The organism is Mycobacterium intermedium (assembly GCF_002086275.1).
In the GTDB taxonomy this organism is placed as follows: Bacteria; Actinomycetota; Actinomycetes; order Mycobacteriales; family Mycobacteriaceae; genus Mycobacterium; species Mycobacterium intermedium.
In genome coordinates, this window is the sequence record NZ_MVHT01000021.1 from 13,538 (window position 1) to 40,071 (window position 26,534).

A 26,534-nucleotide genomic window follows, 5' to 3' on the forward strand; every position below is an offset into this window, starting at 1 on the left:
AGCGGCGACAAACGGAGAGAGAAATTGAGCCCTGCAAGTTCCCAGAACAGCCCGTCCAAGCGCAGAGTCGCCGTCCTCGGCGGCAACCGGATCCCATTTGGACGATCCGACCGCGCCTATGCCGAGGCGTCTAACCAGGACATGTTCACCGCCGCGCTGAGCGGCCTGGTGGACCGCTTCGGGTTGGCCGGCGAGCGACTCGACGCGGTGATCGGCGGTGCCGTGCTCAAGCACAGCCGCGACTTCAACCTGATCCGGGAATGCGTCCTGGGCTCCGAGCTCTCGTCGTACACCCCGGCCTTTGACATCCAGCAAGCCTGCGGCACCGGTCTGCAGGCGGCGGCCATCGGCGCCGACGGCATCGCAACCGGCCGTTTCGACGTGGTCGCGGCCGGCGGGGTGGACACCACCTCCGACGCGCCGATCGCGCTGGGCGACGACCTGCGCCGCACGCTGCTGAAGCTGCGCCGCACGAAGTCCAACGCGCAGCGCCTCAAGCTGGTGGGCACGCTGCCCGCCAACATCGGCATTGACGCCCCGGCCAACAGCGAACCGCGTACCGGGCTGTCGATGGGTGAGCACGCCGCCATCACCGCCAAGGAAATGGGCATCAAGCGCGTCGACCAAGACGAATTGGCCGTCGCCAGCCACCGCAACATGGCCGCCGCCTACGACCGGGGGTTCTTCGACGACCTGGTCACGCCGTTCCTGGGCCTGTACCGCGACGACAACCTGCGTCCCGACGCCAGCGTGGAGAAGCTCGCAACGCTGCGCCCGGTGTTCGGAGTGAAGAACGGCGACGCGACCATGACGGCGGGGAACTCCACTCCTCTGACCGACGGCGCCTCGGTGGCGCTGCTGGCCACCGAGGAGTGGGCGGAGGCACATTCGCTGACGCCGCTGGCCTACTTCGTGGATTCCGAGACGGCAGCGGTGGACTACGTCAACGGGCGCGACGGGCTGCTCATGGCACCCACCTACGCGGTGCCGCGGCTGCTGGCCCGCAACGGCCTGACCCTGCAGGACTTCGACTTCTACGAGATCCACGAGGCTTTTGCGTCGGTCGTCCTGGCGCACCTGCAGGCCTGGGAGTCCGAGGACTACTGCAAGGAACGGCTGGGCCTGGACGCCGCGCTCGGCTCCATCGACCGGTCCAAGCTCAACGTCAACGGTTCGTCGTTGGCCGCCGGCCACCCCTTCGCGGCTACCGGCGGGCGCATTCTGGCTCAGACGGCCAAGCAGATCGCCGAGAAGAAGGCGCAGCAGCAGGGCGACAAACCTGTGCGGGGTCTGATCTCGATCTGTGCCGCAGGTGGTCAGGGCGTCGCGGCGATCCTCGAAGCGTGACCGCGCTCACAGGAAAGTTTTCAGAATTGGTGGTTTGCGATTCGAGTGTGTGGGTAGTCGTCAGGCCGGATAGCCCCGTGTTGTGGTCTGACCCCCCGACCCCGACGGCAACGCGGGGCAATCCCTAGATCTGACCGCCGCTGGAGTGAGGGGATCCAGCGGCGGTCTTTTCGGTTTAGCCGATAACGCAAAGATCCCCCGTTTCAACGTGGAAACGGGGGATCTTTGCTTGGTTCTGAGTAGCCCTAGAAGGCGGCCTCGTCCAGCTCCATGATCTCGTTGTCGAGCGTCTCGATCACCTCACGAGTGCTGGTCAGCAGAGGCAGGAAGTTCTTCGCGAAGAACGACGCCACCGCGATCTTGCCCTCGTAGAACGACCGCTCGCTACCGGTGGCGCCGGCGTCCAGCGCCTCGATGGCCACTGCGGCCTGACGCTGCAGCAACCAGCCGATGACCAGGTCACCGACGCTCATCAGGAACCGCACCGAGCCCAGGCCCACCTTGTAGAGGCTGGTGACGTCCTCCTGAGCGGCCATCAGGTAGCCGGTGAGGCTGGCCGCCATCGCCTGGACATCGGTCAATGCCTTGGCCAGCAGAGCGCGCTCGCTCTTCAGCCGCCCGTTGCCGGATTCGCTGTCGACGAACTGCTGAATCTCATTCGACACGTGGGCCAGCGCCACACCCTTGTCGCGGACGATCTTCCGGAAGAAGAAGTCCTGCGCCTGGATGGCGGTGGTGCCCTCGTACAGCGAGTCGATCTTGGAGTCACGGATGTACTGCTCGATCGGGTAGTCCTGCAAGAAGCCGGACCCACCGAAGGTCTGCAGGCTCTCGGTGAGCTTGGCGTACGCCTGCTCGGAGCCGACACCCTTGACGATCGGGAGCAGCAGGTCGTTGATCCTGGCCGCCAACTCGGCGTTGACGCCGTGCACAGCCTCGGCCACCGGCGCGTCCTGGAAGGTCGCGGTGTAGAGGTAGAGGGCGCGCAGACCCTCGGCGTAAGCCTTCTGGGTCATCAGCGACCGGCGTACGTCCGGGTGGTGGGTGATGGTCACCCGCGGCGCGGTCTTGTCGGTCATCTGGGTCAGGTCGGCGCCCTGGATGCGTGACTTGGCGTATTCCAGCGCGTTGAGGTAGCCGGTGGACAGGGTGGCGATGGCCTTGGTGCCGACCATCATGCGGGCCTGCTCGATGACCTCGAACATCTGCGCAATGCCGTCGTGGACCTCGCCGACCAGCCAGCCCTTGGCGGGCACGTCGTGCTGGCCCAGGGACAGTTCGCAGGTGGTCGATACCTTCAGACCCATCTTGTGCTCGACGTTGGTGACGAACACACCGTTACGCTCGCCCAGCTCGCCGGTCTCGGGGTCGAAGTGGAACTTCGGCACGAAGAACAGGGACAGGCCTTTGGTGCCGGGACCAGCGCCCTCGGGGCGGGCCAGCACCAGGTGGAAGATGTTCTCGAACATGTCGCCGGAGTCAGCGGAGGTGATGAACCGCTTGACACCCTCGATGTGCCACGAACCGTCTTCCTGCTGGATGGCCTTGGTCCGGCCGGCGCCCACGTCCGAGCCGGCGTCCGGCTCGGTGAGCACCATGGTCGATCCCCAGCCACGCTCGGCGGCGATCACGGCCCACTTCTTCTGCTCCTCGGTGCCGAGGTGGTAGAGGATCTGGGCGAAGCCTGCGCCGCCGGTGTACATCCACACTGCGGGGTTGGCGCCCAGGATGTGCTCGTGCAGGGCCCACATCAGCGCGCGGGGCATGGGCATGCCGCCGAGCGCCTCGTCGAGGCCGGCCTTGTCCCAACCGGCTTCCATCACGGCGTGCACGGACTTCTTGAAGCCCTCCGGAATCGTCACCGAGAAGGTCTTGGGGTCGAAGACCGGCGGATTGCGGTCACCCTCGACGAACGATGCGGCCACAGGTCCCTCGGCCAGCCGGGCAACCTCGGACAGCATTTCGCGGGCAGTGTCGACGTCCAGGTCGCTGAATTCGCCTTGGCCGAGTGCCTTGTCAACGCCGAAAAGTTCGAACAGGTTGAATTCCTGGTCGCGGACGTTGCTCTTGTAGTGGCTCACTACGTTCCTCCTCGTTGAGAATGCCACCTTGTGGTTGGGTACTTCTTGCTTAAGTTACCCACCAGTAACAGTGCTAAAAATATACCGACCAGTAACTTCAACGCAAGCAAGTGTGAGCTACATTCCACTAGCTAACTAACCAACCGGTTGGGATAGGGCTGATCGCATCCCTGGCAAGCCCGCTGAGCTGCGGCGATGATGGACAAATGACGACTGTGCGTCGGATCACCACCCTCCCGGTGGTCGACCTGGGGGTCGCGCCCGGCCAACTGCGCGAGACCCTTCGCGAGGCGGCCCACGAGGTCGGGTTCTTCTATCTGGTAGGTCACGGGGTGCCCGACCAGCTCGCCGCGAAGGTGTTCGCGGCCGCGCGTCGACTGTTCGCGCTGCCGCAGTCGGAGAAAGACGCCATCGCGATGATTCACAGTCCCCATTTCCGCGGCTACACCCGGTTAGGCGGAGAGCTGACCCAGGGGAAAGTGGACTGGCGCGAGCAGATCGACATCGGGCCCGAGCGTGCACCGGTCGGTGGCCCCGACAAGCCCGATTACCTGTGGTTGCAGGGCCCCAACCAGTGGCCGGCCGGATTCCCTGAGCTACCCGGCATCGTCGCCGAGTGGGACGCCGCCCTCGCCAAGGTGGCCCGCACCCTGCTGCGCCATTGGGCGGCATCGTTGGGCAGCCCAGCGGATGTCTTCGACGCGGCTTTCGCGGACGCTCCCGCAACGTTGATCAAGATCGTGCGGTATCCGGCCCGCGCGGCCAGTCCCCAGGGCGTCGGTGCGCACCGCGATTCCGGCGTGCTGACGCTGCTGTTGGCCGAGCCGGGCAGCCGCGGCTTGCAGGTACGTCCGCCTGACACCGACGAATGGGTCGACGTCGCGCCGATCCCGGAGGCATTCGTCGTCAACATCGGTGAGTTGCTTGAGGTTGCGACGGGCGGTTACCTCAGGGCCACCGAGCATCGGGTGACGCTGCACGAGGCGTCCGGCGAGCGGATCTCGGTCCCGTACTTCTTCAATCCTCGGTTGGACGCCCAAATACCGGTGCTGACGCTGCCCGAGGACCTGGCCTCCCGCGCGGTCAGTCGGGGTACGCGCGCGGACGACCCGTCGGACCCGATCTTCTCTGTCTACGGTCGCAATGCCTGGAAAAGCCGGCTGCGTGCGCATCCGGATGTGGCCTCCGCCCACGGATATTCGGCAGGTTAGGGGCAAGGTAGGGTCAGGGGAGAATCCCGTTCTCGTCTCAAGGGGCGATCAACTCCGTGAACTCGAACAACAATCTGACGCCGTCGTCACTGCGCGAGGCTTTTGGCCACTTTCCCACCGGGGTGGTGGCCATCGCGGCCAGGTCAATGGGGTACGCGAGGGGCTGGCGGCCAGCACCTTTGTCCCCGTGTCCCTGGAACCGCCGCTGGTGTCGTTCTGCGTACAGAACACCTCGACGACCTGGCCGAAGCTGAAAAGCGTGCCGATGCTGGGCATCAGCGTGTTGGGCGAGGCCCACGACGCGGCCGTGCGCACCCTGGCGGCCAAGACCGGCGACAGGTTCGCCGGTCTGGAAACCGTGTCCAGCGAGACGGGCGCCGTCTTCATCAAGGGCACCGGGCTGTGGCTGGAAAGCGCGATCGAGCAACTGATCCCGGCCGGCGACCACACGATCGTGGTGCTGAGGGTCCAACAGGTCACGGTCGATTCAGATGTCGCCCCGATCGTCTTCCACCGGAGCGAGTTTCGCCGGCTCGGCGTCTAGGCTACGTCGGCGAGCGCTGGCTCAGCTTCTCGCGAAGGCCCTGGATGCGCCGATTCAACTCGTCCACATCGTCCTGGCGGTCTTCCTTGCGTGCCAGTTCCGCACGGACCGAGAGTTCGTGGATCGCATGTTTGATGTCGTCGATGCTGGTGGGATCTAGCATCCGATGTGAGTACCCGGAGTCCCCGCGGGCTTAACGCATCCGGCGGCAATGCCAGCGGACTGTTCGGCCCACGCCCACCGAGTTGACCGGCTAACCGGTTGACCTGAGAACTGGACTCAGCGTCGGAACAGCTTGTTGCCCAGCCACACGATCGGGTCGTACTTGCGGTCGGCAACCCGCTCTTTCATCGGGATCAACGCATTGTCGGTGATCTTGATGTTCTCCGGGCACACCTCGGTGCAGCACTTGGTGATGTTGCAGTAGCCGAGCCCGTGCTCTTCCTGAGCCTGGTCGCGCCGGTCCAGCGTGTCCAGCGGGTGCATCTCGAGCTCGGCGATCCGCATCAAGAAGCGCGGACCCGCGAAGGCCTGCTTGTTCTCGTCGTGGTCGCGGATGACGTGGCAGACGTTCTGACACAAGAAGCATTCGATGCACTTGCGGAACTCCTGCGACCGCTGCACATCCACCTGGGCCATCCGGTATTCGCCGGGCTGAAGGTCCTTGGGTGGGGTGAAAGACGGGATCTCGCGCGCCTTCTCGTAGTTGAACGACACGTCGGTCACCAGGTCACGAATCACCGGGAACGTCCGGATCGGAGTGACCGTCACGACCTCGTCCTCGGCGAACGTCGACATCCGGGTCATGCACATCAGGCGCGGCTTGCCGTTGATCTCCGCCGAACACGATCCACACTTGCCGGCCTTGCAGTTCCAGCGCACCGCGAGGTCGGGTGACTGCGTCTGCTGCAAGCGGTGGATGACGTCGAGCACCACCTCGCCCTCGTTCACCTCGACGGTGAAATCTTCTAGCCCGCCCCCGGTTTCGTCGCCGCGCCAGACGCGCAAGCTCGCGTTGTAGCCCATCACGCTCTCCGTTCGGAATGGTCGGCCAGCTCTTCGGCGGTGAAGTACTTCTCCAGCTCAGAGAGCTTGAAAAGCTCCAGCAAGTCGGGCCGCATCGGAATTTGCGGTTCGTGGGTGATTTCCACCTGGGAACCGTCGCTGCTGTCCTTGGCGAGCCGGCACACCAGCAGGGTCTTGCGCCAGGACGGATCCATGCCGGGGTGATCGTCACGGGTGTGACCGCCGCGGCTCTCAGTGCGCTCCAGCGCCGCCTTGGCCACACATTCGCTGACCAGCAGCATGTTGCGCAGGTCGATGGCGAGGTTCCAGGCGGGGTTGTAGCGGCGTCCACCTCCCTCGACCGCCACTCGCTTGTAGCGCTCCCGAAGTTCCTTCAGCTGCGCCAGCGCCTGGGTGATCTCCTCTTCCTTGCGGATGATGCCGACCAGGTCGTTCATCACGTGCTGGAGGTCCGACTGCAGCGTGTAGGGGTTCTCCGGGGCCGAGCCGTCGGTGGGCCCCTGGAACGGCTTGAGGGCAAGTTCGGCGGCGGCTTCGACGGCTTCCTCCGAGACCGAAGGCCGGCTGCTCAGCCCGCGCACGTAGTCCGCGGCGCCCAGGCCCGCGCGGCGCCCGAAGACCAGCAGGTCGGACAGCGAGTTGCCGCCCAGCCGGTTGGACCCGTGCATGCCGCCCGAGCACTCACCGGCGGCGAACAGCCCGGGGACCTTGGCCGCACCGGTGTCGGCGTCGACCTCCACACCGCCCATCACGTAGTGGCAGGTTGGTCCGACTTCCATCGGCTCCTTGGTGATGTCGACCCCGGCCAGCTCCTTGAACTGGTGGTACATCGACGGCAACCGGCGCTTGATCTCCTCCGGCGTAAGCCGCGAAGCGATGTCGAGGTAGACGCCCCCGTGCGGGCTGCCGCGGCCGGCCTTGACCTCGGAGTTGATCGCGCGGGCAACCTCGTCGCGAGGCAGCAGATCTGGTGTGCGACGGGCCGAGTCGTTGTCCTTGAGCCAGGCGTCGGCTTCTTGCTCGGTTTCGGCGTACTGGCCTTTGAACACCGGTGGGATGTAGTCGAACATGAAGCGCTTGTTGTCCGAGTTCTTCAGCACGCCGCCGTCCCCGCGGACGCCCTCGGTAACCAGGATCCCCTTGACGCTGGGCGGCCACACCATGCCCGTCGGGTGGAACTGGACGAACTCCATGTTGATCAAGGTCGCGCCGGCGCGCAGCGCCAACGCGTGGCCGTCGCCGGTGTACTCCCAGGAATTCGAGGTCACCTTGAACGACTTGCCAATTCCGCCGGTGGCCAATACCACCGCGGGCGCCTCGAACAAGATGAAGTTGCCGCTTTCCCGCCAGTAGCCGAACGCCCCGGCGATCGCGTCACCGTCCTTGATCAGTTCGGTGATGGTGCACTCGGCGAATACCCTGATCCGGGCCTCGTAGTCACCGAACTCGGCGAAATCCTCTTGCTGCAGCGAGACGATCTTCTGCTGCATGGTGCGAATGAGTTCGAGTCCGGTGCGGTCGCCGACGTGCGCGAGCCGTGGATAGGTGTGTCCACCGAAGTTGCGCTGGCTGATTCGGCCGTCCTTGGTGCGGTCGAAAAGTGCGCCGTAGGTTTCCAGCTCCCAGACGCGGTCGGGAGCCTCCTTGGCGTGCAGTTCGGCCATCCGCCAGTTGTTGAGGAACTTGCCGCCCCGCATGGTGTCGCCAAAGTGGGTCTGCCAGTTGTCTTTCGGGTTGGCGTTGCCCATGGAAGCGGCGCAGCCGCCCTCGGCCATCACCGTGTGTGCCTTGCCGAACAACGACTTTGACACCACCGCGACCTTCAGGCCGCGCTCGCGCGCTTCGATGACCGCACGTAAACCCGCGCCGCCGGCACCGATCACGACTACGTCGTAGGCGTGCCGCTCGACCTCAACCATGAAACCCTCGCTCGCTCAGCTATTTTTCCTGCAATCGATAAGACTTGTGAATTGCCCTGGGATCAGTAGAACCTGACGTCCAAAGCCGGGTTGATGGACACCAACATGATGTAGAAGTCGGTGAGCATCAGCGTGCCCAGCGTGATCCACGCAAACAGCTTGTGTCGCGTGTTGATTTTGCTGATCTGCTCCCAGAACCAGTACCGCACAGGGTGTTTGGAGAAGTGCTTGAGCCGCCCGCCGGTGACGTGCCGGCAGGAGTGGCAGGACAGTGTGTAGACCCACAGCATGATGACGTTGCCGAGCAGGATCACGTTGCCCAGGCCGAACCCGAATCCCTTGGGCCCGTGGAACGCATGGATCGCGTCGTAGGTGTTGATCACCGAGATGATCGCGGCGATGTAGAAGAAGTACCGGTGGGTGTTCTGGATGATCAGCGGGAATTTGGTCTCGCCGGTGTAGTGCACCCGCGGCTCGGCCACCGCGCAGGCCGTTGGTGACTGCCACACCGTGCGGTAGTAGGCGCCGCGGTAGTAGTAGCAGGTCAGCCGGAACAGCAGCAGGAACGGCAGCGACAGCGCGGCATACGGCAAGAACCAGACATCCGGGAAGATCTGGGGCCAGAACTCACTGGCCGCACCGCAGCCCTTGCTGACGCACGGGGAGTAGAACGGCGTCAGGTAGTGGTACTTCTCGACGTAGAAATGGTCCTGCTGGAAGGCACGCGCCGTCGCGTAGATGACGAATGCGGCGAACCCCAGGTTGATCCGCAGCGGCTGCAACCACCACTTGTCGGTGCGTAGCGTCTTCGCCGGAATCTTGGCCCGGGCAGCTGAAAAGACGCCAGACTCAGAACGGCTCGCCGTTGGTGCGCTCATTTACTGTGTTCCTCTTCGAACGGGCTGTCTGTGGAAGGGTACACAGAAGAAGAGGGCGCAATTTAGCGGGGCTTCCCCCTCGCTACCTGCTGTGACCTCCGACACCCTCGTCGTCGACGTCGCGCCAGAAATCACGGTCGTACTCGGTGTCGGGGATGATGATCTTCTCGCCCGAGTGCTGTTCGGTGACCCGGCTCAGGTCCAATTCCGACACATCGGTGTCGAGCAATTGGACGTCGCTGAGCAGCCGGTCGATGTCGATGAGGATGCGGCGCGTCGCCGCGTTGTCGCCGTAGCGCGACTTCAGCGAGGTCGCACACCGCCGCAGGCCACCGATGAGGTCGTGCAATTCGGCAAGTTCACTAATGGCCGACAACGTGTGCTCCCTGGGCTTCGCTGACTGGACAGGTGTGATGGATCACAGTACGTCCTCGATAGTATCCACACCCGGAGCCAAGCGTCGGAAACAATTCGCGGCGCGCTAAACGGAAAGCACCCATCACATGACTGCTGAGCTTGCCTCGGCCTTTCTAGAGCTGCATCAACCGGGTAATCCGGTGGTCCTGCCGACGGTGTGGGACGCCTGGTCGGCACGGTTGGCAACGTCCGCCGGCTTCGCCGCTCTCACGGTGGGCAGCCACCCGCTGGCCGATTCGATCGGCAAGTCGGACGGCGAGGGCATGTACTTCGACGACGTCTTGGCGCGAGTCGCTCAAATCACTGCGGCCGTGGACGTTCCGGTGTCGGTGGACATCGAATCGGGTTACGGGCTACCCGCGTCGCGGTTGATCGAGGGTCTCCTGAGCGTGGGTGCGGTCGGGCTGAACATCGAAGACACCGTGCACTCCGATGGAAAGCGGCTCAGGTCTTCCGGTGAACACGCCGAATTCGTGGCGGCCTTGCGCTCGGCGGCCGACGCCGCCGGGGTGCACGTCGTGATCAATGCCCGCACCGACCTGTTTCTGCGTCAGGACGGTGACGAAGCGGACCGTATCGAGCGCGCCGTGGCGCGGCTGACGGAGGCGGCCGACGCCGGCGCCGACGTGTTGTACCCGGTGGGTCGGCATGACCCGGATACGTTGCGCCGGTTGGCCGCTGAGTTGCCGCTGCCCATCAACGCCATTGCCCTGCCGGACCAGGGCGATCGCGCCTCGTTCGCGGCGCTGGGCGTGGCCCGGATCAGCTTCGGCCCCTACCTGCAGTACGCCCTGGCGGCGCGGGCCAACGAATTGCTCGAACGCTGGCATTAACCCCAACAGACGCAAAGCCCCCGACATGCTGTGGGGCGTGCCGGGGCTTTGCGTCTTTTCGCGGATTACTTCGTGATGGCGATGCGCTGCTTCTGCGATCCGGCGTACGCGCCCTTTACTCGGACGGTTAGCACGCCGGCGTCGTACGAGGCCGAAATGGCTTCGCTGGTGACGTGCTCGGGCAGCTGGAACGACCGACGGAACGATCCGTAGCGGATCTCCCGCAAGGTGCGCCCATCTTTGTTTTCCGCGTACTCGTCGCGGTGTTCGCCGTGGATGACCAGACGCCCCCGCTCGAGTTCGACGTTCACGTCCTTCTCGACGTCAACGCCAGGCAGTTCGACGCGGACGACGGCGTCATCGCCATCCTTGACGATCTCCGCTGCGGGGCTGAAAGCGCCGTTCATGGGCTTGTTCCAGTCCGCTGCGGCGGCGGGTCCGAAGAAGTCCCGCAGCCAGCGGTCGGTGTCCCACGCCGGACGCGTCCAAAGTGCGAGATTGCTCATGAGTATCTCCTCCTGCTTCCTTGTGAGTTAGCTGTGCCCGGCGCTCCATGGGCCGGCTACCCATAAAAACTTGAGTCGATCACGCTTAAGTTCCACCTGGCTGTTCGCTCACAGCGAACGCGGTCACACAGTGGACTCACAGCCGGTGAGCAGCTCGTCATCCCGGCGTCACATAAGGCGCATTTCAGGTAATTTCCGGCCCTTAACCTTCCCTTCATGTCTTCTGCCGGAAATCACCGGGCGCGCGATGCTGCCCGCCACGTCATCGTGGTGGGCCACGGCATGGTGGGCCACCGGCTGGTTGAGGCGCTGCGGGCCCGCGACACCGCTGGGTTGTGGCGGATCACCGTGCTGGCCGAGGAAGCCGATGCCGCCTACGACCGCGTCGGCCTGACCTCGTACACCGAAAGCTGGGACCGCAGCCTGCTGGCGCTGCCGGGTAACGACTACGCCGGCGACGAGCGGGTCCGACTCCTGCTGAACAACCGCGTGGTGGAAATTGACCGGGCGACAAAGTCGGTCCTGACCGCCGATGGCGAGCGGCACCACTACGACGCGCTGGTGCTGGCCACCGGGTCCTACGCTTTCGTTCCACCGGTGCCCGGCCACGACCTGCCCGGATGCCACGTCTACCGCACGCTCGATGACCTCGACGCCATCCGCGCGGGTGCCGAACGCGCCGCGGTGGCGGGCCGAGGTGGTGCCGGAGTGGTGATCGGCGGGGGCCTGCTCGGCCTTGAGGCCGCTAACGCGTTGCGGCAGTTCGGGTTGCAAACACACGTCGTCGAGATGATGCCGCGCTTGATGGCCCAGCAGATCGACGAGGCGGGCGCCGCGCTGCTGGCCAGGATGGTTGCCGACCTCGGCATCGCCGTCCATGTCGGCACCGGCACCGAATCGATTGAGCCAGTGGCTGGTCCGGACGGCGCCGAGTCAATGCGCGTCAAGCTGACCGACGGCGCGACCGTCGATGCGGGGGTGGTGATCTTCGCCGCCGGTATCCGACCGCGCGACGAGCTGGCCCGGGCGGCCGGATTGGAGATTGCCGAGCGTGGCGGCGTCCTCACCGACTTGTCCTGCCGGACAAGTGATCCGGACATCTTTGCCGTCGGCGAGGTGGCCGCTATCGAGGGCAGGTGCTATGGCCTGGTCGGGCCCGGCTACACCAGCGCCGAAGTGGTGGCCGACCGGTTGTTGGACGGCGGGGCGGAATTTCCCGAGGCCGACCTCTCGACGAAGCTCAAGCTGCTCGGCGTCGACGTCGCCAGTTTCGGCGACGCGATGGGGACCACCGAGAACTGCCTCGAGGTCGTCATCAACGACGCGGTCAATCGCACCTACGCCAAGCTGGTGCTGTCCGACGACGCCAAGACGCTGCTCGGCGGCGTGCTGGTGGGCGACGCCTCCTGCTACGGGGTGCTGCGCCCGATGGTCGGGAGCGAGCTGCCCGGTGATCCGCTGGCGCTGATCGCACCGGCCGGGTCCGGTGACGGTACCGGTGCCCTAGGCATTGGGGCGCTGCCTGACTCGGCGCAGATCTGCTCCTGCAACAACGTCACCAAGGGCGACCTGAAGTGCGCGATCGCCGACGGCTGTGCCGACGTTCCTGCCCTCAAGTCCTGCACCAGCGCCGGGACGTCATGCGGGTCCTGCGTGCCGTTGCTCAAGCAGTTGCTGGAGGCCGAGGGGGTGGAGCAGTCCAAGGCGCTGTGCGAGCACTTCAGCCAGTCGAGGGCCGAACTCTTCCAGATCATCTCGGCCACCGAGATCCGCACGTTCTCGGGGCTGATCGAGCGGTTCGGGCGCGGAAAGGGTTGTGACATCTGCAAACCCGTGGTCGCTTCCATCCTGGCGTCCACTGGCTCCGACCACATCCTCGACGGCGAGCAGGCATCGCTGCAGGACTCGAACGACCACTTCCTGGCGAACATTCAGAAGAACGGCAGCTACTCGGTGGTGCCGCGGGTTCCCGGCGGAGACATCAAGCCCGAGCACCTGATCCTGATCGGGCAGATCGCACAGGAGTTCGGCCTTTACACCAAGATCACCGGTGGTCAGCGCATCGACATGTTCGGGGCTCGGGTGGATCAGCTGCCGGCCATCTGGAAGCGCCTGGTCGACGCCGGCATGGAATCGGGCCACGCCTACGGCAAGGCGCTGCGCACGGTGAAGAGCTGCGTCGGCAGCGACTGGTGCCGCTACGGACAGCAGGATTCCGTACAGCTGGCCATCGACCTGGAATTGCGCTACCGGGGGCTGCGCGCCCCACACAAGATCAAGCTGGGCGTCTCGGGATGCGCGCGCGAATGCGCCGAGGCACGCAGCAAGGACGTCGGCGTGATCGCCACCGAGAAGGGGTGGAACCTCTACGTCGGCGGCAACGGCGGCATGACGCCCAAACACGCGCAGCTGCTGGCCAGCGACCTGGACACGGAGACCCTGACCCGCTACGTCGACCGGTTCCTCATGTACTACATCCGCACGGCCGACCGGCTGCAGCGCACGGCCCCGTGGGTGGAATCCCTCGGGCTCGACCACGTGCGCGAAGTCGTCTGCGAGGACTCGCTGGGTCTGGCCGAGGAATTCGAGGCCGCCATGGACCGCCACGTGGCGAACTACAAGTGCGAATGGAAGGGCGTGCTGGAAGATCCGGACAAGTTGTCGCGGTTCGTCTCCTTCGTCAACGCCCCCGGCGAAATCGACCCGACGGTGGCTTTCACCGAACGCGCCGGGCGCAAAGTACCGGTGCCCATTGGCATTCCGCGGATCCGTAACTAGCAGGGAGGGAACATCATGACGCTTCTGAATGACACTCAGGTTTGGACGGTGGCCTGCGACTACGACCACCTCATCCCGGGCCGCGGTGTCGGCGTGCTGCTCGACGACGGCAGCCAGGCGGCCTTGTTCCGGCTTGACGACGGCTCGGTGCGCGCGATCGGCAACATCGATCCGTTTTCCGGCGCGGCGGTGCTGTCGCGTGGCATCGTCGGCGACCGCGCCGGCCGCGTCACGGTGCAGTCGCCGATCCTGAAGCAGGCTTTCGCGCTCGACGACGGGACCTGCCTGGACGCCCCGCAGGTGTCGGTGCCGGTGTACCCGGTGCGCGTCAGTGTCGACGGCCGTGTGCACGTCGGGCGCTTCGCCGCCCGCATGGCCGCATAACCTTTCGGCGGTGACCCGCCGCGGGCGGGGGCTAGTCGATCTTGCCGACCAGGTAGCGCTGCATCGTCGGGCCGATGGCGTCGACGAGTTGCTCAACCGTCATCGAATGCATCGGTTCGGATCGAACGCCATAGCGCATGATGCCCAGACCGACCAACTGCGAAGCGCACAGTGACGCACGGATGGCGACCTTGTCGGCGCCCAGCATCTTGAGCAGTGGGTTGAACACTGGGCCAATGAACATGCCCTGCACGATTTCGGCGGTCTTCGCCAGCCCGGTAGACGCGATGGCGCTGGCGGCAAAGGGCCCTCCGGCCGCGGCGTCCCACGTGGTGATCAGCACGTACAGCGTGCGCCGGCCAACCTGGTTGACGCTGCCGGTCACGATGCGGTCGATGAACTCCGGTGTACTGAAGGGCAGGCGCAGCATTTTCGCCACATCGTCGAGGAGCCCGCGTGAGGGCTCTTCGTTCCTGGCCATGTTGCCAGGATTACTTGGATACGAGCAAAGATCAAGCGCCGCCGGTAGCCGCGTGGCTGAGCAGCGAACCCTTGCGTCCAACGAAATTCGGCACGTGTTGCATTGAATGACTGGCGAAGCGGTGCGGCAGCGCATTGCGGAATCGGTTGGCGACCAGCCGGGCTAATCCCGGATGGGTGCCCAGCGGCGGGGTGACCAGGTCGGCGCCACTGTCGTGCAACCGTTGTTGGAACAGACCGTCGGCCAGCAGATAGGACGCGACGACGACGCGACGCGCACCCCGGCGCCGTGCAGTGGCGACCGCGGTCCGCACGTCGGGACTCCCAGTGGCCGCAAATCCCAGCTCAACTCGGGCGCCGGTCAGCATAGACAACGACGTGGCAGCGCTGCGCAGGTCGGCGAGCGCCCGACGATCCGACGTGCCCGCGGCGGCCAAAATCACCGAATCATCAGGTCGACAACCGAATTCGATCAGCTGGCGCTTGATTATGCGGGCGAGCTCCCAACTCGGACCCAGCGCGGGTGTGACGGTGACATTTGGATGGCCGCTGGCCGCGATATGAGCCGGTAGATCGGCGCGAACGTGGTATCCGCGGGACAGGAAGGCGGGCACCACAATTGCGGGCTCTGTGGACTTCTCGTCGCACGAAGGCCGCGACAGCCTGGCAAGCACTTCGCTGGGCGTGGGGCCCAACACGTCGACAAATGCCACCTGCACGGTGCCCTCGAGCAGCGCACTGACCTGAGCCGCCAGGTCGCCAACCATGGCGACACCGGAGGGTAGCCGGGTGCCGTGTGCCGCCAGGATCAGGCTCACCGGTCGGCCTCGGCGGCATCGATGGCCAGCCGGTAGCCGCGCTTGACCACCGTTGCGATGATGTTCTTGTCGCCCAACGCCGTTCGCAGTCGGAGCACCGCAGTGTCAACGGCGTGGGTGTCATCGCCGTTGCCGGGCAGCACCCGCAGCAATTCCGTACGCGCGACGACGTCCCCAGGTCGCTGTGCCAACGCCCGCAGGATCGCCATCCCCGAGCCCGATATCGTCTTGACCTCGCCGTCGACCAGCACGCACGTGCCGCGGATGTCGATCACGTGGCCGGCGGCCTTGACGCTGAAGGACCCCAGCAGTGGCAGTTCCTCGGCGATGTGCCTGGCCAGGGCCCCCAATCGCATCCGCTCCGGCGCTGACGTCGGTATCCCTCGGCGAATCAGGGGTCGCGAGGTCACCGGGCCGACGCACATCGCGTGTACGCCGGTGCGCAACGCTTCGACCACCTGGTCCTCGATGTCCAGCTCCCGGGCGCGTTCCAGAACTGCCGCGGCCGCGGGGGCGGAGGTGAAACTCACCGCATCGAATTGCCGACGAGCGATGCCGGTGACCAGATGATCGAAGTCACCACCCAATGGCGTTGGCTTCCAACGGTAGACGCGGAGCGGAATCACTTCGGCTCCCGCAGCCCGCAGCCCATTGAGGAACTCCGGGAATGGATCCCATGCATCGGCGGCGCCGTGCAGCTGGATGGCGATTCGCATGCCCTCGACACCGGAATCAAGAAGATATTCCAGGACTTCGTACGAAGATTCCGATTCGGGCGACCATTCCTCCCGGAGCCCGGCGGCCCGCAAGGCGCCGGTCGCCTTCGGTCCGCGGGATACCACCCGGGCCGAGGACAACGCATCGAGGAGCTCGGTGGCCAGTCCCCACCCCTCGGCTGCGGCCACCCAGCCGCGGAAGCCGATGCCAGTGTGAGCCACCAGAATGTCCGGCGGGTTTGTGATCAGCGCCTCAGTGTTGTAGTGCAATTCGTCGTCGTCCGGCAGCGCGATCATGTTGATCGCGGGTGCGGCGAAAATCTCCGCGCCATGTCGGCTCAGCAGCGCGCACAGCTCTTCGGCGCGGCGCGCTGAAGTCACCGCGACCCGATAACCTGCGAGAGGCGCAGAGTTTGGCAGAGCCATATGACGTTTGTATGCCTGCGAAATTTCTGAATCGTTACCACGTAATTGCTGTCGCATTGCCCTTTTGGCACTTCATTAAACCCGCACTGTGTCGGCTGATTTTGGCTCGTTTCGGGGGTCCGTCAGGGGCGCCGTCGGCACAGGTCGGCGCACATACATCAGCCAGGTCAGAATCGCGGCGACGACATAGGAAGCCAGGAAGATCCAGTAGGCGGGCGTCTCCGTGCCGGTGGTCAGATAGGACTGGCGCAGCGCCAGATTGATGCCCACACCACCAAGCGCGCCAACGGCCGAACAGATGCCGATCAGCGACCCGGACATGGCTCGAGACCAATGCCGCCGCTCGGGGTCGCTGACATCCAGTGAGCGACTGCGTGCTTCGAAGATCGACGGAATCAGCTTGAACAGCGAGCCATTTCCCATACCGGCGAGGATGAACAGAGCCACGAAGCCGATGACGTAGCCGACCAACATCGACGACGTCGTGCTGGCATGCGCGTCGTCGATTGTGCTGATTCCCACCAACAGTCCCGCGCTCAGAATCATGCCGCTCAGAACACCCAGCGTGACCCGGCTGCCGCCGAGGCGGTCGGCCAACCGTCCGCCGTAGATACGGGCGAGTGAGCCCAAAAGTGGTCCGACAAAGGCGATCTGCGCAGCATGCAAGGATGCGTGTTTGACGCTCTCGCCGCTGGCCTCGAAGTTGACCTGCAACACCTGGCCGAACGCGAAAGCGAAGCCGATCCAGGAGCCGAAGGTGCAGATGTACAGCAGGCAAACCACCCAGGTGTCGCGGTCAAACGCTATGGAACGCATGGTGTTCAGCTCGACACCGTGATCAAGATCGTCCATGAACAGCGCTGCGGCGATGCCGACCAAGGTCAGCAGCACGAGGTAGATTGCGCACACCCAATACGGCGCTTCGTGTCCCGCGGTGGACAGCACCAGCAGACCGATCAATTGGACCACCGCGACACCGAGATTGCCCACGCCCGCATTGAACGCCAGAGCACCGCCCTTGAGACGCTGCGGGTAAAACGCGTTGACGTTGGCCAGGGATGCCGCATAGTTTCCTCCGCCCAGTCCGGTCAGCGCCGCACACACCACATAGGGCCACAGGGGCAGTCCGGGATTGGCCAGCAGCGCGATGGTGCCGACGGTAGGAATCAGCAGCACGAACGCCGAGAGCGCTGTCCAGGTGCGGCCGCCGAACCTGGCGATGCCCAGCGTGTAGGGGATCCGCACGCAGCCACCCACCAGGGTGGCCACCGCGCCAAGCAAGAGCTTGTCGCCGGCGGAGAAGCCGTACACGGACGCCGGCATGAACAGCGTCATCACCGACCACAGCGACCAGATGGAGAAGGCCACGTGATCACCGGCGACTGTGCAAAGCAGGTTGCGTCGGGCGATCTTGCTATTCCCGGACTCCGAAGCCGCGATGTCTTCCGGATTCCAATCTGACAGCCGACGGTGGCGCCCCATAGTTCTTTCCCTTCCGATGTGGGCGCCCCCGAATTCGGAGCAGGCATGCGCCGCAGTCCGTTTCGATGCTCACATCGGCGACGGAGCGCGTCAACTCAGAAGGGCGGTAATCGGCTGAAAGTTGGGCACCAGTTGTCTGGTAGACCGCTGAAAACCGAAGTGGCTGCTTTGCGTACGCGCTAGACGTAAGCCAAGCCGGTGGCACCTTCTGGCAGCTGGCCGATGGCCGGCAGTGGGCGCCGCACGTATACCGCCCAGGTCAGCAGCGAGGCTGCGACATAGAACACCGCGAAAACCCAGAACGCCGACGTCGCGGTTCCGCTGCTCAGATACGACTGCCGCAGAGCAAGATTGACGCCCACCCCGCCCAAGGCGCCAACCGCGCCGGTCCATCCGATGAGGGCGCCAGACATGGAGCGCGACCATTGCCTACGCTCTTCCTCGGTCTTCTGCAGTGCATAGCTGCGTGCCTCGAAGATCGACGGAATCATCTTGTAGACAGAGCCGTTGCCGATGCCGGACAGGATGAACAGCAGGACAAACCCGACGACATAGCCGACCATGGTTGCGGCGGGCGCAGGTCCGTGGGCATGTGCGCCGAACACACTGGCCGTCAACAGTATTCCGGCGCCCAGGATCATCAATACGAATGCGGCCAAGGTGACGCGGCCGCCACCGATGCGGTCGGCGATCTTGCCGCCGTACACCCGGGACAGTGAGCCCAATAGTGGCCCGAGGAAGGCTATTTGGGCGGCGTGCAGTGAAGCGTGCGCGGCGCTCTGGCCGCTGGCAATGAAGTTGATCTGGAGCACCTGACCGAACGCGAAGGAGAACCCGATGAACGATCCGAAGGTGCCGATGTAGAGCAGCGAGATCACCCAGGTGTGCGGCTCGGCGAGTACGGCGCGCATGGTGTGCAGCTCGATGCGGTAGTCCCGCAGGTTGTCCATGTACAGCGCGGCGCCGACGCCGGCCACCGCCAGCAGGACCAGGTATACCGCGCACACCCAGTAGGGTTGCCGGTTGCCGGCAGTCGCGATCACCAGCAGGCCGACCAGCTGAACCATGGGAACCCCCAGATTGCCGCCACCGGCGTTGAGCGCCAACGCCCAGCCCTTCAATCGCTGCGGGAAAAACGCATTGATGTTCGTCATCGAGGAGGCGAAATTGCCTCCTCCCAGACCGGTCAGCGCGGCGCAGGCCAGGTACGGCCACAGCGGTAGACCCGGGTGGGCCAGCAGCCAAATGGTCCCGACAGTGGGAATGAACAACACCGCGGCGGAAAAGATGGTCCAGTTGCGGCCACCGAATTTCGCGGTGGCAAAGGTGTAGGGAAAGCGTAGGCACGCACCGATCAGCGTCGCGGTGGCGCCGAGCAGGAACTTGTCGCTCGCCGAGAAGCCGTATACCGATGCGGGCATGAAGAGAACCATCACCGACCAGAGGGACCAGATCGAAAACCCGATGTGTTCGGCGATCACCGACCAAATCAGGTTGCGGCGTGCGATCTTCTTATTGCCTGCTTCCCATGCGGCGACGTCTTCCGGGTCCCAATCTGTGATCAGGTGTGAACGGCCCACGAAAGGCTCCTATCGTTATTGGCGTTACCTGCACGGTAGGAACCCTTTGTTGCCCCGGCGCTTCAGGTGGTGACCCGAGCGTGAAATTCGGATCACTGCCCAACGAGCGCAGTGTGAGACGAATTCTTGTGGCATGCACCACAACGACGCGGCGTCAGCGCCCCGGAATTACCAGACGTCTCCGTTTCGCCAGTCGCACATCAGTTCTTCTTCGGTGTTCAGCTGGACCTCGATCGGCAGGACGAACACCGTTCCGTCGTCGTCGGGTGTTCGGACGGGACCGGTGGGGCTGAGCACGGACGTGGGTCCGCGCCAAGGCAACCAGCCCCGCGATGCGTAGAGTCGCCGCGCCTGCACCGTCGAGCTGAGCGCCCCGAGCTGGTAGGCACCGCGCATCACCTGTTCGACCCCGTCCAGCAGCGCGCGCACCAGACCTTGGCCGCGCCAATCCTCCCGTACCGCAACACCTTCCACGTAGCCGCAGCGAAGCGCGCTGTCGCGGTAGATGAGTCGACGCTGAATGACCGCGGCATGGGCAATGATCGCGCCGTGGTGGTAGATCACGGCATGCATCCCGCCCAGCGCGTGCTCCCAGTCGGCTTCGGTGAAATCGCCCGCAAAGGCTTCGGTGAGCATGGCGTGGATGCCGTGCCGGGTGTCGCTATCGAGGTCGGCGGTGTGAATCAGCCGAGCCGTGTGGATTTGGCTGCACACGCTACGGCAGGGCCCCAGCAGGCTTGCGCGGCCGCGCCCAGTGCAGCCGGACATACTGGCCCGGCCGGATTTGTGCGACCTTGTCGATGTCCTCGTCGATGATCACGCCGGCGACCGGGTACCCACCGGTGATCGGATGGTCGGGCCCAAGGATGACGGGTAATCCGTTGGGCGGCACCTGGATTGCGCCACGGGTGGTGCCCTCGCTGGGGAGCTGCCGATCCGGCCAGCGATAGCGCAGCGGGCGCCCCTCCAGACGCATGCCCACCCGATCGCTGTTATTGGACGCCATCCAGACCGTGTGCACCAAGGCATCTGGGTCGAGCAGCCAATCGTCGCGCGGCCCCGGTATCGCCTGCAGTTCAACGATGTGTTCCTCGATGGCGGCCACCGGGGCTTGGTCGAGTTCGGGGAAGTCGTCGGTGTGGTCGCCGATGGGTACCACATCACCCGCCTGCAGGGGAAGGGGGCCGATCGCCGACATCACGTCGTAGCTGCGTGACCCCAGGACGGGCGTGACGGCAATGCCGCCGCGCACCGCCAGGTAGGTGCGCAGCCCAGCCCACGGAGTGCCCAGTGAGATGATCTGGCCGTCGTGAACGTGGTGAATGCTGTTGTTGCCGAACATATTTCCATCGACGGTTGGGTCGGTGTCGGCACCGGTCACCGCGATGTCGACGTCGCCACCGCGCACTCGCGCCGAAAAGCCACCGAACGTGATCTCGATGGTGGCCCAGTCGTCGGGGTTGGCCACCAGTCGGTTGGCCAGGGTGTGCGAGCGACGGTCGGCGGCCCCGGACCGGCCTACGCCGAGGTGGGCCAGCCCGGCCCGTCCGAGGTCTTGGACGACCGCCAGCGGTCCGCTACGCAAGATTTCCAGGGTAGTCACGATGCCTCCTCGCGCGGAACTGCACCCACATGCCCTGCGTGAGCAGGGCCGGATTCTCTCGATCGATGTCCCACAGCACAGCGTCTGTGCGCCCGATGATCTGCCACCCACCGGGCGACTGGCGCGGATAGATCGCGCTGAATTCGCCCGCCAACGCCACCGCACCGGCCGGAACCGACGTTCGCGGCTCGGCCCGGCGCGGCACCTGAAGTCGTCGGTCGCCCCCGACCAGGTAGGCGAACCCGGGCGCGAATCCGCAGAAACCCACCCGCCACCGGGTGCCGGTGTGGGCGTTGATGATTTGCGCGGTGGTCAGGCCCGTGTGCCGGGATACTTCGGCCAGGTCGGGTCCGTCGTAGACGACGTCAATCGTCACCAGCTCACCGTCTTCGGCGGGGGTGGACTCGTCAGGCATGACCCGCAACTTGCGCAGTCGGTGGCGCATGATGGCCTGCAAGCGCGGGCCGTCGAGCTTGAGCAGCACGGTGCGTGCGGCCGGCACGATGTCGACCACACCTGGCCACGCCGCCGCGCGCACCGCCTCCGTCCATGCCAATACGCCGGCGATGTCGTCGCACTCCAACAGCAGCGCCTGGTCGCCATAGTCGAGAATCGAGCAGGTCAGCGCTTCGGCCGAGGCATCCATGGAAGGCCCTGAGAGATCCGTCACACTCATAGTTCGACGGTAGCCCCGGATTCGGGGACCCGGCCAGGGATTATGGAGCACTGCCAGAGCTGCCTTAGCAAACGCTCAGTCACCCGGTGGTCAGCCCAGGATCTTGCCAAGTTGCGGGGGCAGTTGGTCGGCCACCACGGGATAACTCAGGGGCGACGCGAAGGCTATTGCCCCCGCCAAATCCTTGCTGGTGAAGACGTGGCGGTTCTGCGTGGTGGCCTGTGACTGGGCCACCTCCGGGTCGGCCAGCAACGCCTGCTGCTCCTCGGGACTTTCCGTGGTCCAGATCAGCACGTCGGCGGAGTCGAGCACCGATGTGATCCGCTCGCGCGGGATGACCGCCCGGTGATCGTGGCCGAACTCGTTGATGCTGTCGGCGATGACCAGTCCCATCTGGGTCAGGAACTCGGTCTGCCAGCCCGTCGTGGCCACCACGGCGCCTTGCGCCAGCCTGCCCTCGAGCAGCAGCGCCCTCTTGTCCTTCCACTGGGGGTGCTGCTGCGCCACCGCGGCGAACTTCTGGTCGACGGCGTTGACCAGTGACTTCATCTGGTCGGCCTGAAACACCGCCTGACCGATCGCAGCCGCCTGGTCCTTCCACGGCTCGAAGAACGCGTCGCCGTCGGACTGGGCAATGGTGGGTGCGATCGCGGACAGCTTCTGATACGTGTCCTCGTCGACGCCGGCGTTGACGGCCACGATCAGGTCGGGCTTGAGTCCGGCGATCTGGTCGACGGGAATTCCGTTGTCCAGGTTCAACACCACCGGTTGCGCCGTGCCGAGCTTGGGCTGAGCCCATGGCCAGACCGCGAACGGCTGGTCGCCGAACCAATTGGTCACTGCGATGGGCACCACGCCCACCGCCAGCAGGTCATCCTGTTCGGTGTAACCGGCGCTGACCACGCGCTTGGGCGGTTCCTTGACGACGGTCTCGCCGAACAGGTGCTTGATGGTCACCGCACCGCCGCCCGGGGTACCCGGCGGCGGCTTGGGTTTGGAACACCCCGCCAGGGATGCCGCGCCGCCGGCGAGAAGACATGCGGTCCCGGCAATCTGGACGAATTGCCGTCGACTCCATCCCTGCTGCACAGCGTGAGACTAGCGTGTCGCTGCGTCAGCCTCCGGGTATGTATCTGTCCCACGGGCTGTAGTCGGCGATCAGCTCCTCTTGCGGTGGACGCTGGTCGGGTGGCACATGCTGCAGATTGATGCGGATCCGGTACCAGATCGAACTCGGCCCGCGCATGCCGTCTACCAGGACATCCACCGGTTGCAGTAGCTCGGCCACGACCGGGTGGCGATTGCGCCAGGTGTCCAGCGCGGCCATCGCTTCGTCCTTGGTCTTGGTGCGGGCGATCTCGATGAGCGGCTTGGACGACTGCCGCCGGCCGCCGACGCCCTTTTTCGCGCCCTTCGGCGCGCGCTCCGGCGGACCGAGTTCCTCGGCCAACACGAGCAGCCGATCGAGCGTGCCCACGGCGTCGTCCATCCCCGCCCACGGGTCGCCGATTTCGGCGAACCGGCGGGGAACCGTGTCGATGGTGAACTCCTCCGGGTTGCAGTCGGGAACCTCGTCCCAGCGCAACGGGGTCGACACCCGGGCGTCCGCGGTGGCGCGCACCGAATAGGCCGACGCCACCGTGCGGTCCTTGGCGTTTTGGTTGAAGTCGACGAAGACGCCTTCGCGTTCTTCCTTCCACCAGCGACTGGTCGCCGACTCAGGTATGCGCCGCTCGACTTCCCGCGCCACGGTCTGAGCGGCCAACCGCACCTGCTTGAACGTCCACTGCGGGGCGATCCGGGAGTACACGTGAAATCCCCTGGAACCGGAGGTCTTCGGCCAGGCTGTCAGCCCGTACTCCTCGAGGACCTCCCGTGCCACCAGCGCTACCTCGATGATGTGTCGCCACGTGACCCCGGGCATCGGGTCAAGGTCGATCCGCAGCTCGTCGGGATGGTCGAGGTCGGCCGCGTGGACCGCGTGCGGATTGAGGTCGACGCAGCCGAGATTGATCACCCAGGCCAGCCCGGCGGCGTCGTGGATGACGGCCTCCTTGGCCGAAGTGCCCGACGCGTAGCGCAATTCGGCGACGCCGACGTAGTCGGGTCGGTTCTGCGGGGCGCGCTTCTGAAATATCGCCTCTTCCGAGATGCCCTTGACGAATCGCTTGAGGATCATCGGCCGGTCTGCCGCACCCCGCAGCGCCCCGTCGGCAACTGCCAGGTAGTACCGGACCAGGTCCAGCTTGGTGTAGGTGGGAGGCCCCGGAAAAATTTCCTTGTCCGGGTGGGTGATGGTGACCTCGCGCCCAGCCACCGACAGCGTCATTGGTTTGGGCATCGATGTCGATGGTAATTCGGGTGAAATCTACAGGTCGCATTGCGACCTCCGTCACATATGGTGAGGAACATGCCTAGCCTGAGCGAAGTACCCGGCGTCGGAAAGATCCAGCAATACGTCGAACGCGGCGCAGCCGAACTGCACTATGTGCGCAAGATCTTCGAAGCGGGAGCCTTCCGGCTCGAGTCGCCGCTCAAGACCGCAGCCATGGCGGCCGAGCTCGCGAAGTGGGGCGAATTCGGCATGCTGCCGTCGTTGAACGCCCGGCGCCATCCCGACGCGCGGGCCGTCATCGACGAGGAAGGCCACATCACCTACAAAGAACTCGACGAAGCCGCGCACGCGGTGGCTAACGGCCTGATCGAGAAGGGCATCAAGCCCGGCGACGGCGTCGCAATCCTGGCCCGCAACACCCGGTGGTTTGTCATCGCCAACTATGGCGCCGCCCGCGCCGGCGCCCGCATCATCCTGCTCAACAGCGAATTCTCCGGCCCGCAGATCAAGGAGGTGTCGGAGCGCGAGGGCGCCAAGCTGATCATCTACGACGACGAATACACCAAGTCCGTCAGCAAAGCCGAGCCGGAACTGGGTTTCCTGCGCGCGCTGGGCCACAACCCGGACAGCGACGAGGATTCGGGCAGCGATCACGAGACGCTGGCCGAGCTGATCGAGCGCAGCAGCAAAGAGCCTGCGCCGAAGGCGAGCAAGCACGCCTCGATCATCATCCTGACCAGCGGTACCACCGGCACCCCCAAGGGCGCCAACCGCAGCACGCCGCCCACCCTGGCGCCGGTCGGCGGCATCCTGTCGCACGTGCCGTTCAAGGCCAACGAGATCACCTCGCTACCGGCGCCCATGTTCCACGCGCTGGGCTACCTGCACGCCACCATCGCGATGTTCCTCGGCTCCACGCTGGTGTTGCGCCGCAAGTTCAAGCCGGCGCTGGTGCTCGAAGACCTGGAAAAGCACAAGGCGACCGCCATGGTGGTGGTGCCGGTGATGCTGTCGCGGTTGCTGGACACGATCGAGAAGATGGACAAGAAGCCCGACCTCTCGCACCTGAAGATCATCTTCGTCTCCGGGTCGCAGCTGGGTGCCGAGCTGGCGCAGCGGGCGCTGAAAGACTTCGGCCCGGTCATCTACAACATGTACGGATCCACCGAGATCGCGTTCGCGACCATCGCCGGGCCCAAGGACCTGGAAAAGAACCCGGCCACGGTCGGCCCGGTGGTCAAGGGCGTGAAGGTCAAGATCCTCGACGACAACGGCAAGGAGAAACCGCAGGGCGAGGTCGGACGGATCTTCGTCGGCAACGCCTTCCCGTTCGAGGGCTACACCGGCGGCGGCCACAAGGAGATCGTCGACGGCTTGATGTCTTCGGGCGACGTCGGCTACTTCGACGAGGACGGCCTGCTCTACGTCAGCGGCCGCGACGACGAGATGATTGTGTCCGGCGGTGAGAACGTGTTCCCCGCCGAGGTCGAGGACCTGATCAGCGGCCACGAGGACGTCATAGAGGCCACCGCGATCGGGGTCGACGACAAGGAATGGGGCCACCGGCTGCGTGCCTTCGTGGTCAAGAAGGAGGGCTCCGACCTCGACGAGGACGCGATCAAGCACTATGTCCGCGATCACCTGGCGCGTTACAAGGTGCCGCGCGAAGTGATCTTCCTCGACGAGTTGCCCCGCAACCCGACCGGCAAGATCCTCAAGCGCGAGCTGCGCGAGTTGGATGTCGATGACAAGGACAAGGCGAAGGACAAAGCCAAGGACCTGGGCAAGGACTCCAAGAAGACTTCCGACAAGGGCTCCGAGGACACGGGTTCCGAGGACAAGGGCTCCGACGAGGCCGCCGGCTAGCTCCGTCTGCTCACCCGCCGGTGCGTCGCGCCTGGACGACGTGGGTGATCTGGGCTGCGAGCCTGGGGTCGATCAACAACTGCTCGATGAGCGCGCTGATGACTTCTTGGCCGGTGACGCGCGCGACGCCGAGCCGATCGGCGGCCTGGCGCTGCCAGATGTCCAGGGCTCGATGCGTGGCGGGAGAGAGGTCAACCGTGCGCCGGGTGCGTTGATTTCGCGCGGGCGGATTCGGCCTGGCCGGCACGTGTGGTTGGCGGGCGAGCGCGAAACGTTCGGTCGATGCACCGTCCAGCGGGGGGCCCGCGGCACCCGTGTGCGCGCGGAATGGGCCGATGCTGTGTGCCATGTGAGGTCCTCCCGGAGCGATCCGTAAGTCAGTGTAGGTTCGCTACCTGAACCTTTCCTGTACGCCGATTCGCGAGAATTTCACTGTCGCCAGCAAACCCGACGACGCGGTGTTTCATAAAGTCGCTGACCACTTATTGGCAGAAATACTTGGGTACGGACCTCAGTAGCTCAGTAGGCGGCATTGACCTGCGACGATACTAGTCTCATTTACTGACAGCAAATACGTAGAGGCAAATTTCCAGGGCGAATATACAGCCGAATCCAATGCTATTTCCAT

At 65.0% G+C, this 26,534-nt stretch carries 23 protein-coding genes and 2 pseudogenes; 7 read left to right on the top strand and 18 right to left on the bottom strand.

Going from position 1 to position 26,534, the window contains the following annotated elements; genetic code table 11:
* The first annotated feature begins 24 nt into the window (after positions 1–24).
* On the top strand, positions 25–1,347 hold the full coding sequence (locus BST27_RS10015) for an acetyl-CoA C-acetyltransferase (protein WP_069421695.1): 1,323 nt from the start codon (positions 25–27) through the stop codon (positions 1,345–1,347).
* Positions 1,348–1,592: 245 nt separating this feature from the next.
* Here the strand turns inward: BST27_RS10015 and BST27_RS10020 are convergent, their stop codons facing one another.
* The gene (locus tag BST27_RS10020; protein WP_069421694.1) at positions 1,593–3,428 is read right to left on the bottom strand and encodes an acyl-CoA dehydrogenase; all 1,836 of its coding nucleotides are present in this window, start codon (positions 3,426–3,428) and stop codon (positions 1,593–1,595) included.
* 206 nt (positions 3,429–3,634) lie between these two features.
* Between BST27_RS10020 and BST27_RS10025 the strand changes: the two genes are divergently transcribed.
* Both BST27_RS10025 and BST27_RS10030 read left to right on the top strand, forming a co-directional pair.
* Positions 3,635–4,639 (top strand): isopenicillin N synthase family dioxygenase, encoded by a 1,005-nt coding sequence (locus BST27_RS10025; RefSeq protein ID WP_069421693.1) that lies wholly within the window; start codon positions 3,635–3,637, stop codon positions 4,637–4,639.
* 56 nt (positions 4,640–4,695) lie between these two features.
* Positions 4,696–5,183, top strand: a pseudogene (locus BST27_RS10030) (flavin reductase family protein).
* 1 nt (position 5,184) lies between these two features.
* Here the strand turns inward: BST27_RS10030 and BST27_RS32355 are convergent.
* From BST27_RS32355 to BST27_RS10050, 5 genes are all read right to left on the bottom strand, one after another.
* Entirely contained in the window at positions 5,185–5,346 is a 162-nt protein-coding gene (locus BST27_RS32355; protein ID WP_170062295.1) for a hypothetical protein, read from the bottom strand.
* Positions 5,347–5,462: 116 nt separating this feature from the next.
* On the bottom strand, positions 5,463–6,209 hold the full coding sequence (locus BST27_RS10035) for a succinate dehydrogenase/fumarate reductase iron-sulfur subunit (RefSeq protein ID WP_069421692.1): 747 nt from the start codon (positions 6,207–6,209) through the stop codon (positions 5,463–5,465).
* Positions 6,209–8,128 carry a fumarate reductase/succinate dehydrogenase flavoprotein subunit gene (locus BST27_RS10040; protein ID WP_069421691.1) on the bottom strand — a complete coding sequence of 640 codons (1,920 nt, stop codon included), beginning with the start codon at positions 8,126–8,128 and terminating at the stop codon, positions 6,209–6,211. Before BST27_RS10040 ends, BST27_RS10035 begins: the two co-directional genes overlap by 1 nt.
* Before the next feature lie 62 nt (positions 8,129–8,190).
* Positions 8,191–9,006: a hypothetical protein gene (locus BST27_RS10045; RefSeq protein WP_069421690.1), complete on the bottom strand. Its 816-nt coding sequence runs from the start codon at positions 9,004–9,006 to the stop codon at positions 8,191–8,193.
* 82 nt (positions 9,007–9,088) lie between these two features.
* Positions 9,089–9,382, bottom strand: coding sequence for a hypothetical protein (locus BST27_RS10050; RefSeq protein ID WP_069421689.1), 294 nt, complete (start codon positions 9,380–9,382; stop codon positions 9,089–9,091).
* Between the two features lie 127 nt (positions 9,383–9,509).
* Between BST27_RS10050 and BST27_RS10055 the strand changes: the two genes are divergently transcribed.
* Complete coding sequence (locus tag BST27_RS10055) at positions 9,510–10,256, top strand: isocitrate lyase/PEP mutase family protein (protein WP_069421688.1); 747 nt, start codon at positions 9,510–9,512, stop codon at positions 10,254–10,256.
* Positions 10,257–10,321: 65 nt separating this feature from the next.
* Here BST27_RS10055 and BST27_RS10060 read toward each other — a convergent pair whose 3' ends face one another.
* The gene (locus tag BST27_RS10060; protein WP_069421687.1) at positions 10,322–10,762 is read right to left on the bottom strand and encodes an Hsp20/alpha crystallin family protein; all 441 of its coding nucleotides are present in this window, start codon (positions 10,760–10,762) and stop codon (positions 10,322–10,324) included.
* 216 nt (positions 10,763–10,978) lie between these two features.
* On the opposite strand from BST27_RS10060, the gene nirB reads away from it, so the two are divergent.
* Both nirB and nirD read left to right on the top strand, forming a co-directional pair.
* Entirely contained in the window at positions 10,979–13,540 is a 2,562-nt protein-coding gene (gene nirB, locus BST27_RS10065; protein ID WP_079220015.1) for a nitrite reductase large subunit NirB, read from the top strand.
* 15 nt (positions 13,541–13,555) lie between these two features.
* Complete coding sequence (gene nirD, locus BST27_RS10070; protein WP_069421686.1) at positions 13,556–13,924, top strand: nitrite reductase small subunit NirD; 369 nt, start codon at positions 13,556–13,558, stop codon at positions 13,922–13,924.
* A 31-nt stretch (positions 13,925–13,955) separates the two neighbouring features.
* Here the strand turns inward: nirD and BST27_RS10075 are convergent, their stop codons facing one another.
* The 10 genes from BST27_RS10075 to BST27_RS10120 form a co-directional block, all read right to left on the bottom strand.
* Positions 13,956–14,405, bottom strand: coding sequence for a TetR/AcrR family transcriptional regulator (locus BST27_RS10075; RefSeq protein WP_069421685.1), 450 nt, complete (start codon positions 14,403–14,405; stop codon positions 13,956–13,958).
* Positions 14,406–14,436: 31 nt separating this feature from the next.
* Positions 14,437–15,222, bottom strand: coding sequence for a sirohydrochlorin chelatase (locus tag BST27_RS10080; RefSeq protein WP_079220016.1), 786 nt, complete (start codon positions 15,220–15,222; stop codon positions 14,437–14,439).
* On the bottom strand, positions 15,219–16,364 hold the full coding sequence (locus BST27_RS10085; protein WP_069421684.1) for a uroporphyrinogen-III synthase: 1,146 nt from the start codon (positions 16,362–16,364) through the stop codon (positions 15,219–15,221). Before BST27_RS10085 ends, BST27_RS10080 begins: the two co-directional genes overlap by 4 nt.
* A 75-nt stretch (positions 16,365–16,439) precedes the next feature.
* The gene (locus BST27_RS10090) at positions 16,440–17,846 is read right to left on the bottom strand and encodes a nitrate/nitrite transporter (RefSeq protein WP_069421683.1); all 1,407 of its coding nucleotides are present in this window, start codon (positions 17,844–17,846) and stop codon (positions 16,440–16,442) included.
* A gap of 179 nt (positions 17,847–18,025) precedes the next feature.
* Positions 18,026–19,426 (bottom strand): nitrate/nitrite transporter, encoded by a 1,401-nt coding sequence (locus BST27_RS10095; protein ID WP_069421682.1) that lies wholly within the window; start codon positions 19,424–19,426, stop codon positions 18,026–18,028.
* A gap of 168 nt (positions 19,427–19,594) precedes the next feature.
* A complete protein-coding gene (locus BST27_RS10100) occupies positions 19,595–20,140 on the bottom strand; it encodes a GNAT family N-acetyltransferase (protein WP_069421706.1) in 546 nt (181 codons plus the stop codon).
* Position 20,141: 1 nt separating this feature from the next.
* Positions 20,142–21,029, bottom strand: coding sequence for a 5-oxoprolinase/urea amidolyase family protein (locus tag BST27_RS10105; RefSeq protein WP_069421681.1), 888 nt, complete (start codon positions 21,027–21,029; stop codon positions 20,142–20,144).
* Positions 21,004–21,705 (bottom strand): 5-oxoprolinase subunit B family protein, encoded by a 702-nt coding sequence (locus BST27_RS10110; protein WP_069421680.1) that lies wholly within the window; start codon positions 21,703–21,705, stop codon positions 21,004–21,006. Before BST27_RS10110 ends, BST27_RS10105 begins: the two co-directional genes overlap by 26 nt.
* A 90-nt stretch (positions 21,706–21,795) precedes the next feature.
* Complete coding sequence (locus BST27_RS10115; protein ID WP_069421679.1) at positions 21,796–22,794, bottom strand: ABC transporter substrate-binding protein; 999 nt, start codon at positions 22,792–22,794, stop codon at positions 21,796–21,798.
* A 25-nt stretch (positions 22,795–22,819) separates the two neighbouring features.
* Positions 22,820–24,046, bottom strand: a complete 1,227-nt coding sequence (locus BST27_RS10120) for a DNA polymerase domain-containing protein (RefSeq protein ID WP_069421678.1) — start codon at positions 24,044–24,046, stop codon at positions 22,820–22,822.
* A gap of 69 nt (positions 24,047–24,115) precedes the next feature.
* Here BST27_RS10120 and fadD2 point away from each other — a divergent pair.
* A pseudogene (fadD2, locus tag BST27_RS10125) lies at positions 24,116–25,777 on the top strand (long-chain-fatty-acid--CoA ligase FadD2); the annotation flags it as partial.
* A 139-nt stretch (positions 25,778–25,916) separates the two neighbouring features.
* On the opposite strand, the gene BST27_RS10130 reads toward fadD2, so the two are convergent.
* The gene (locus BST27_RS10130; RefSeq protein WP_069421677.1) at positions 25,917–26,255 is read right to left on the bottom strand and encodes an ATPase; all 339 of its coding nucleotides are present in this window, start codon (positions 26,253–26,255) and stop codon (positions 25,917–25,919) included.
* Between the last annotated feature and the right edge of the window lie 279 nt (positions 26,256–26,534).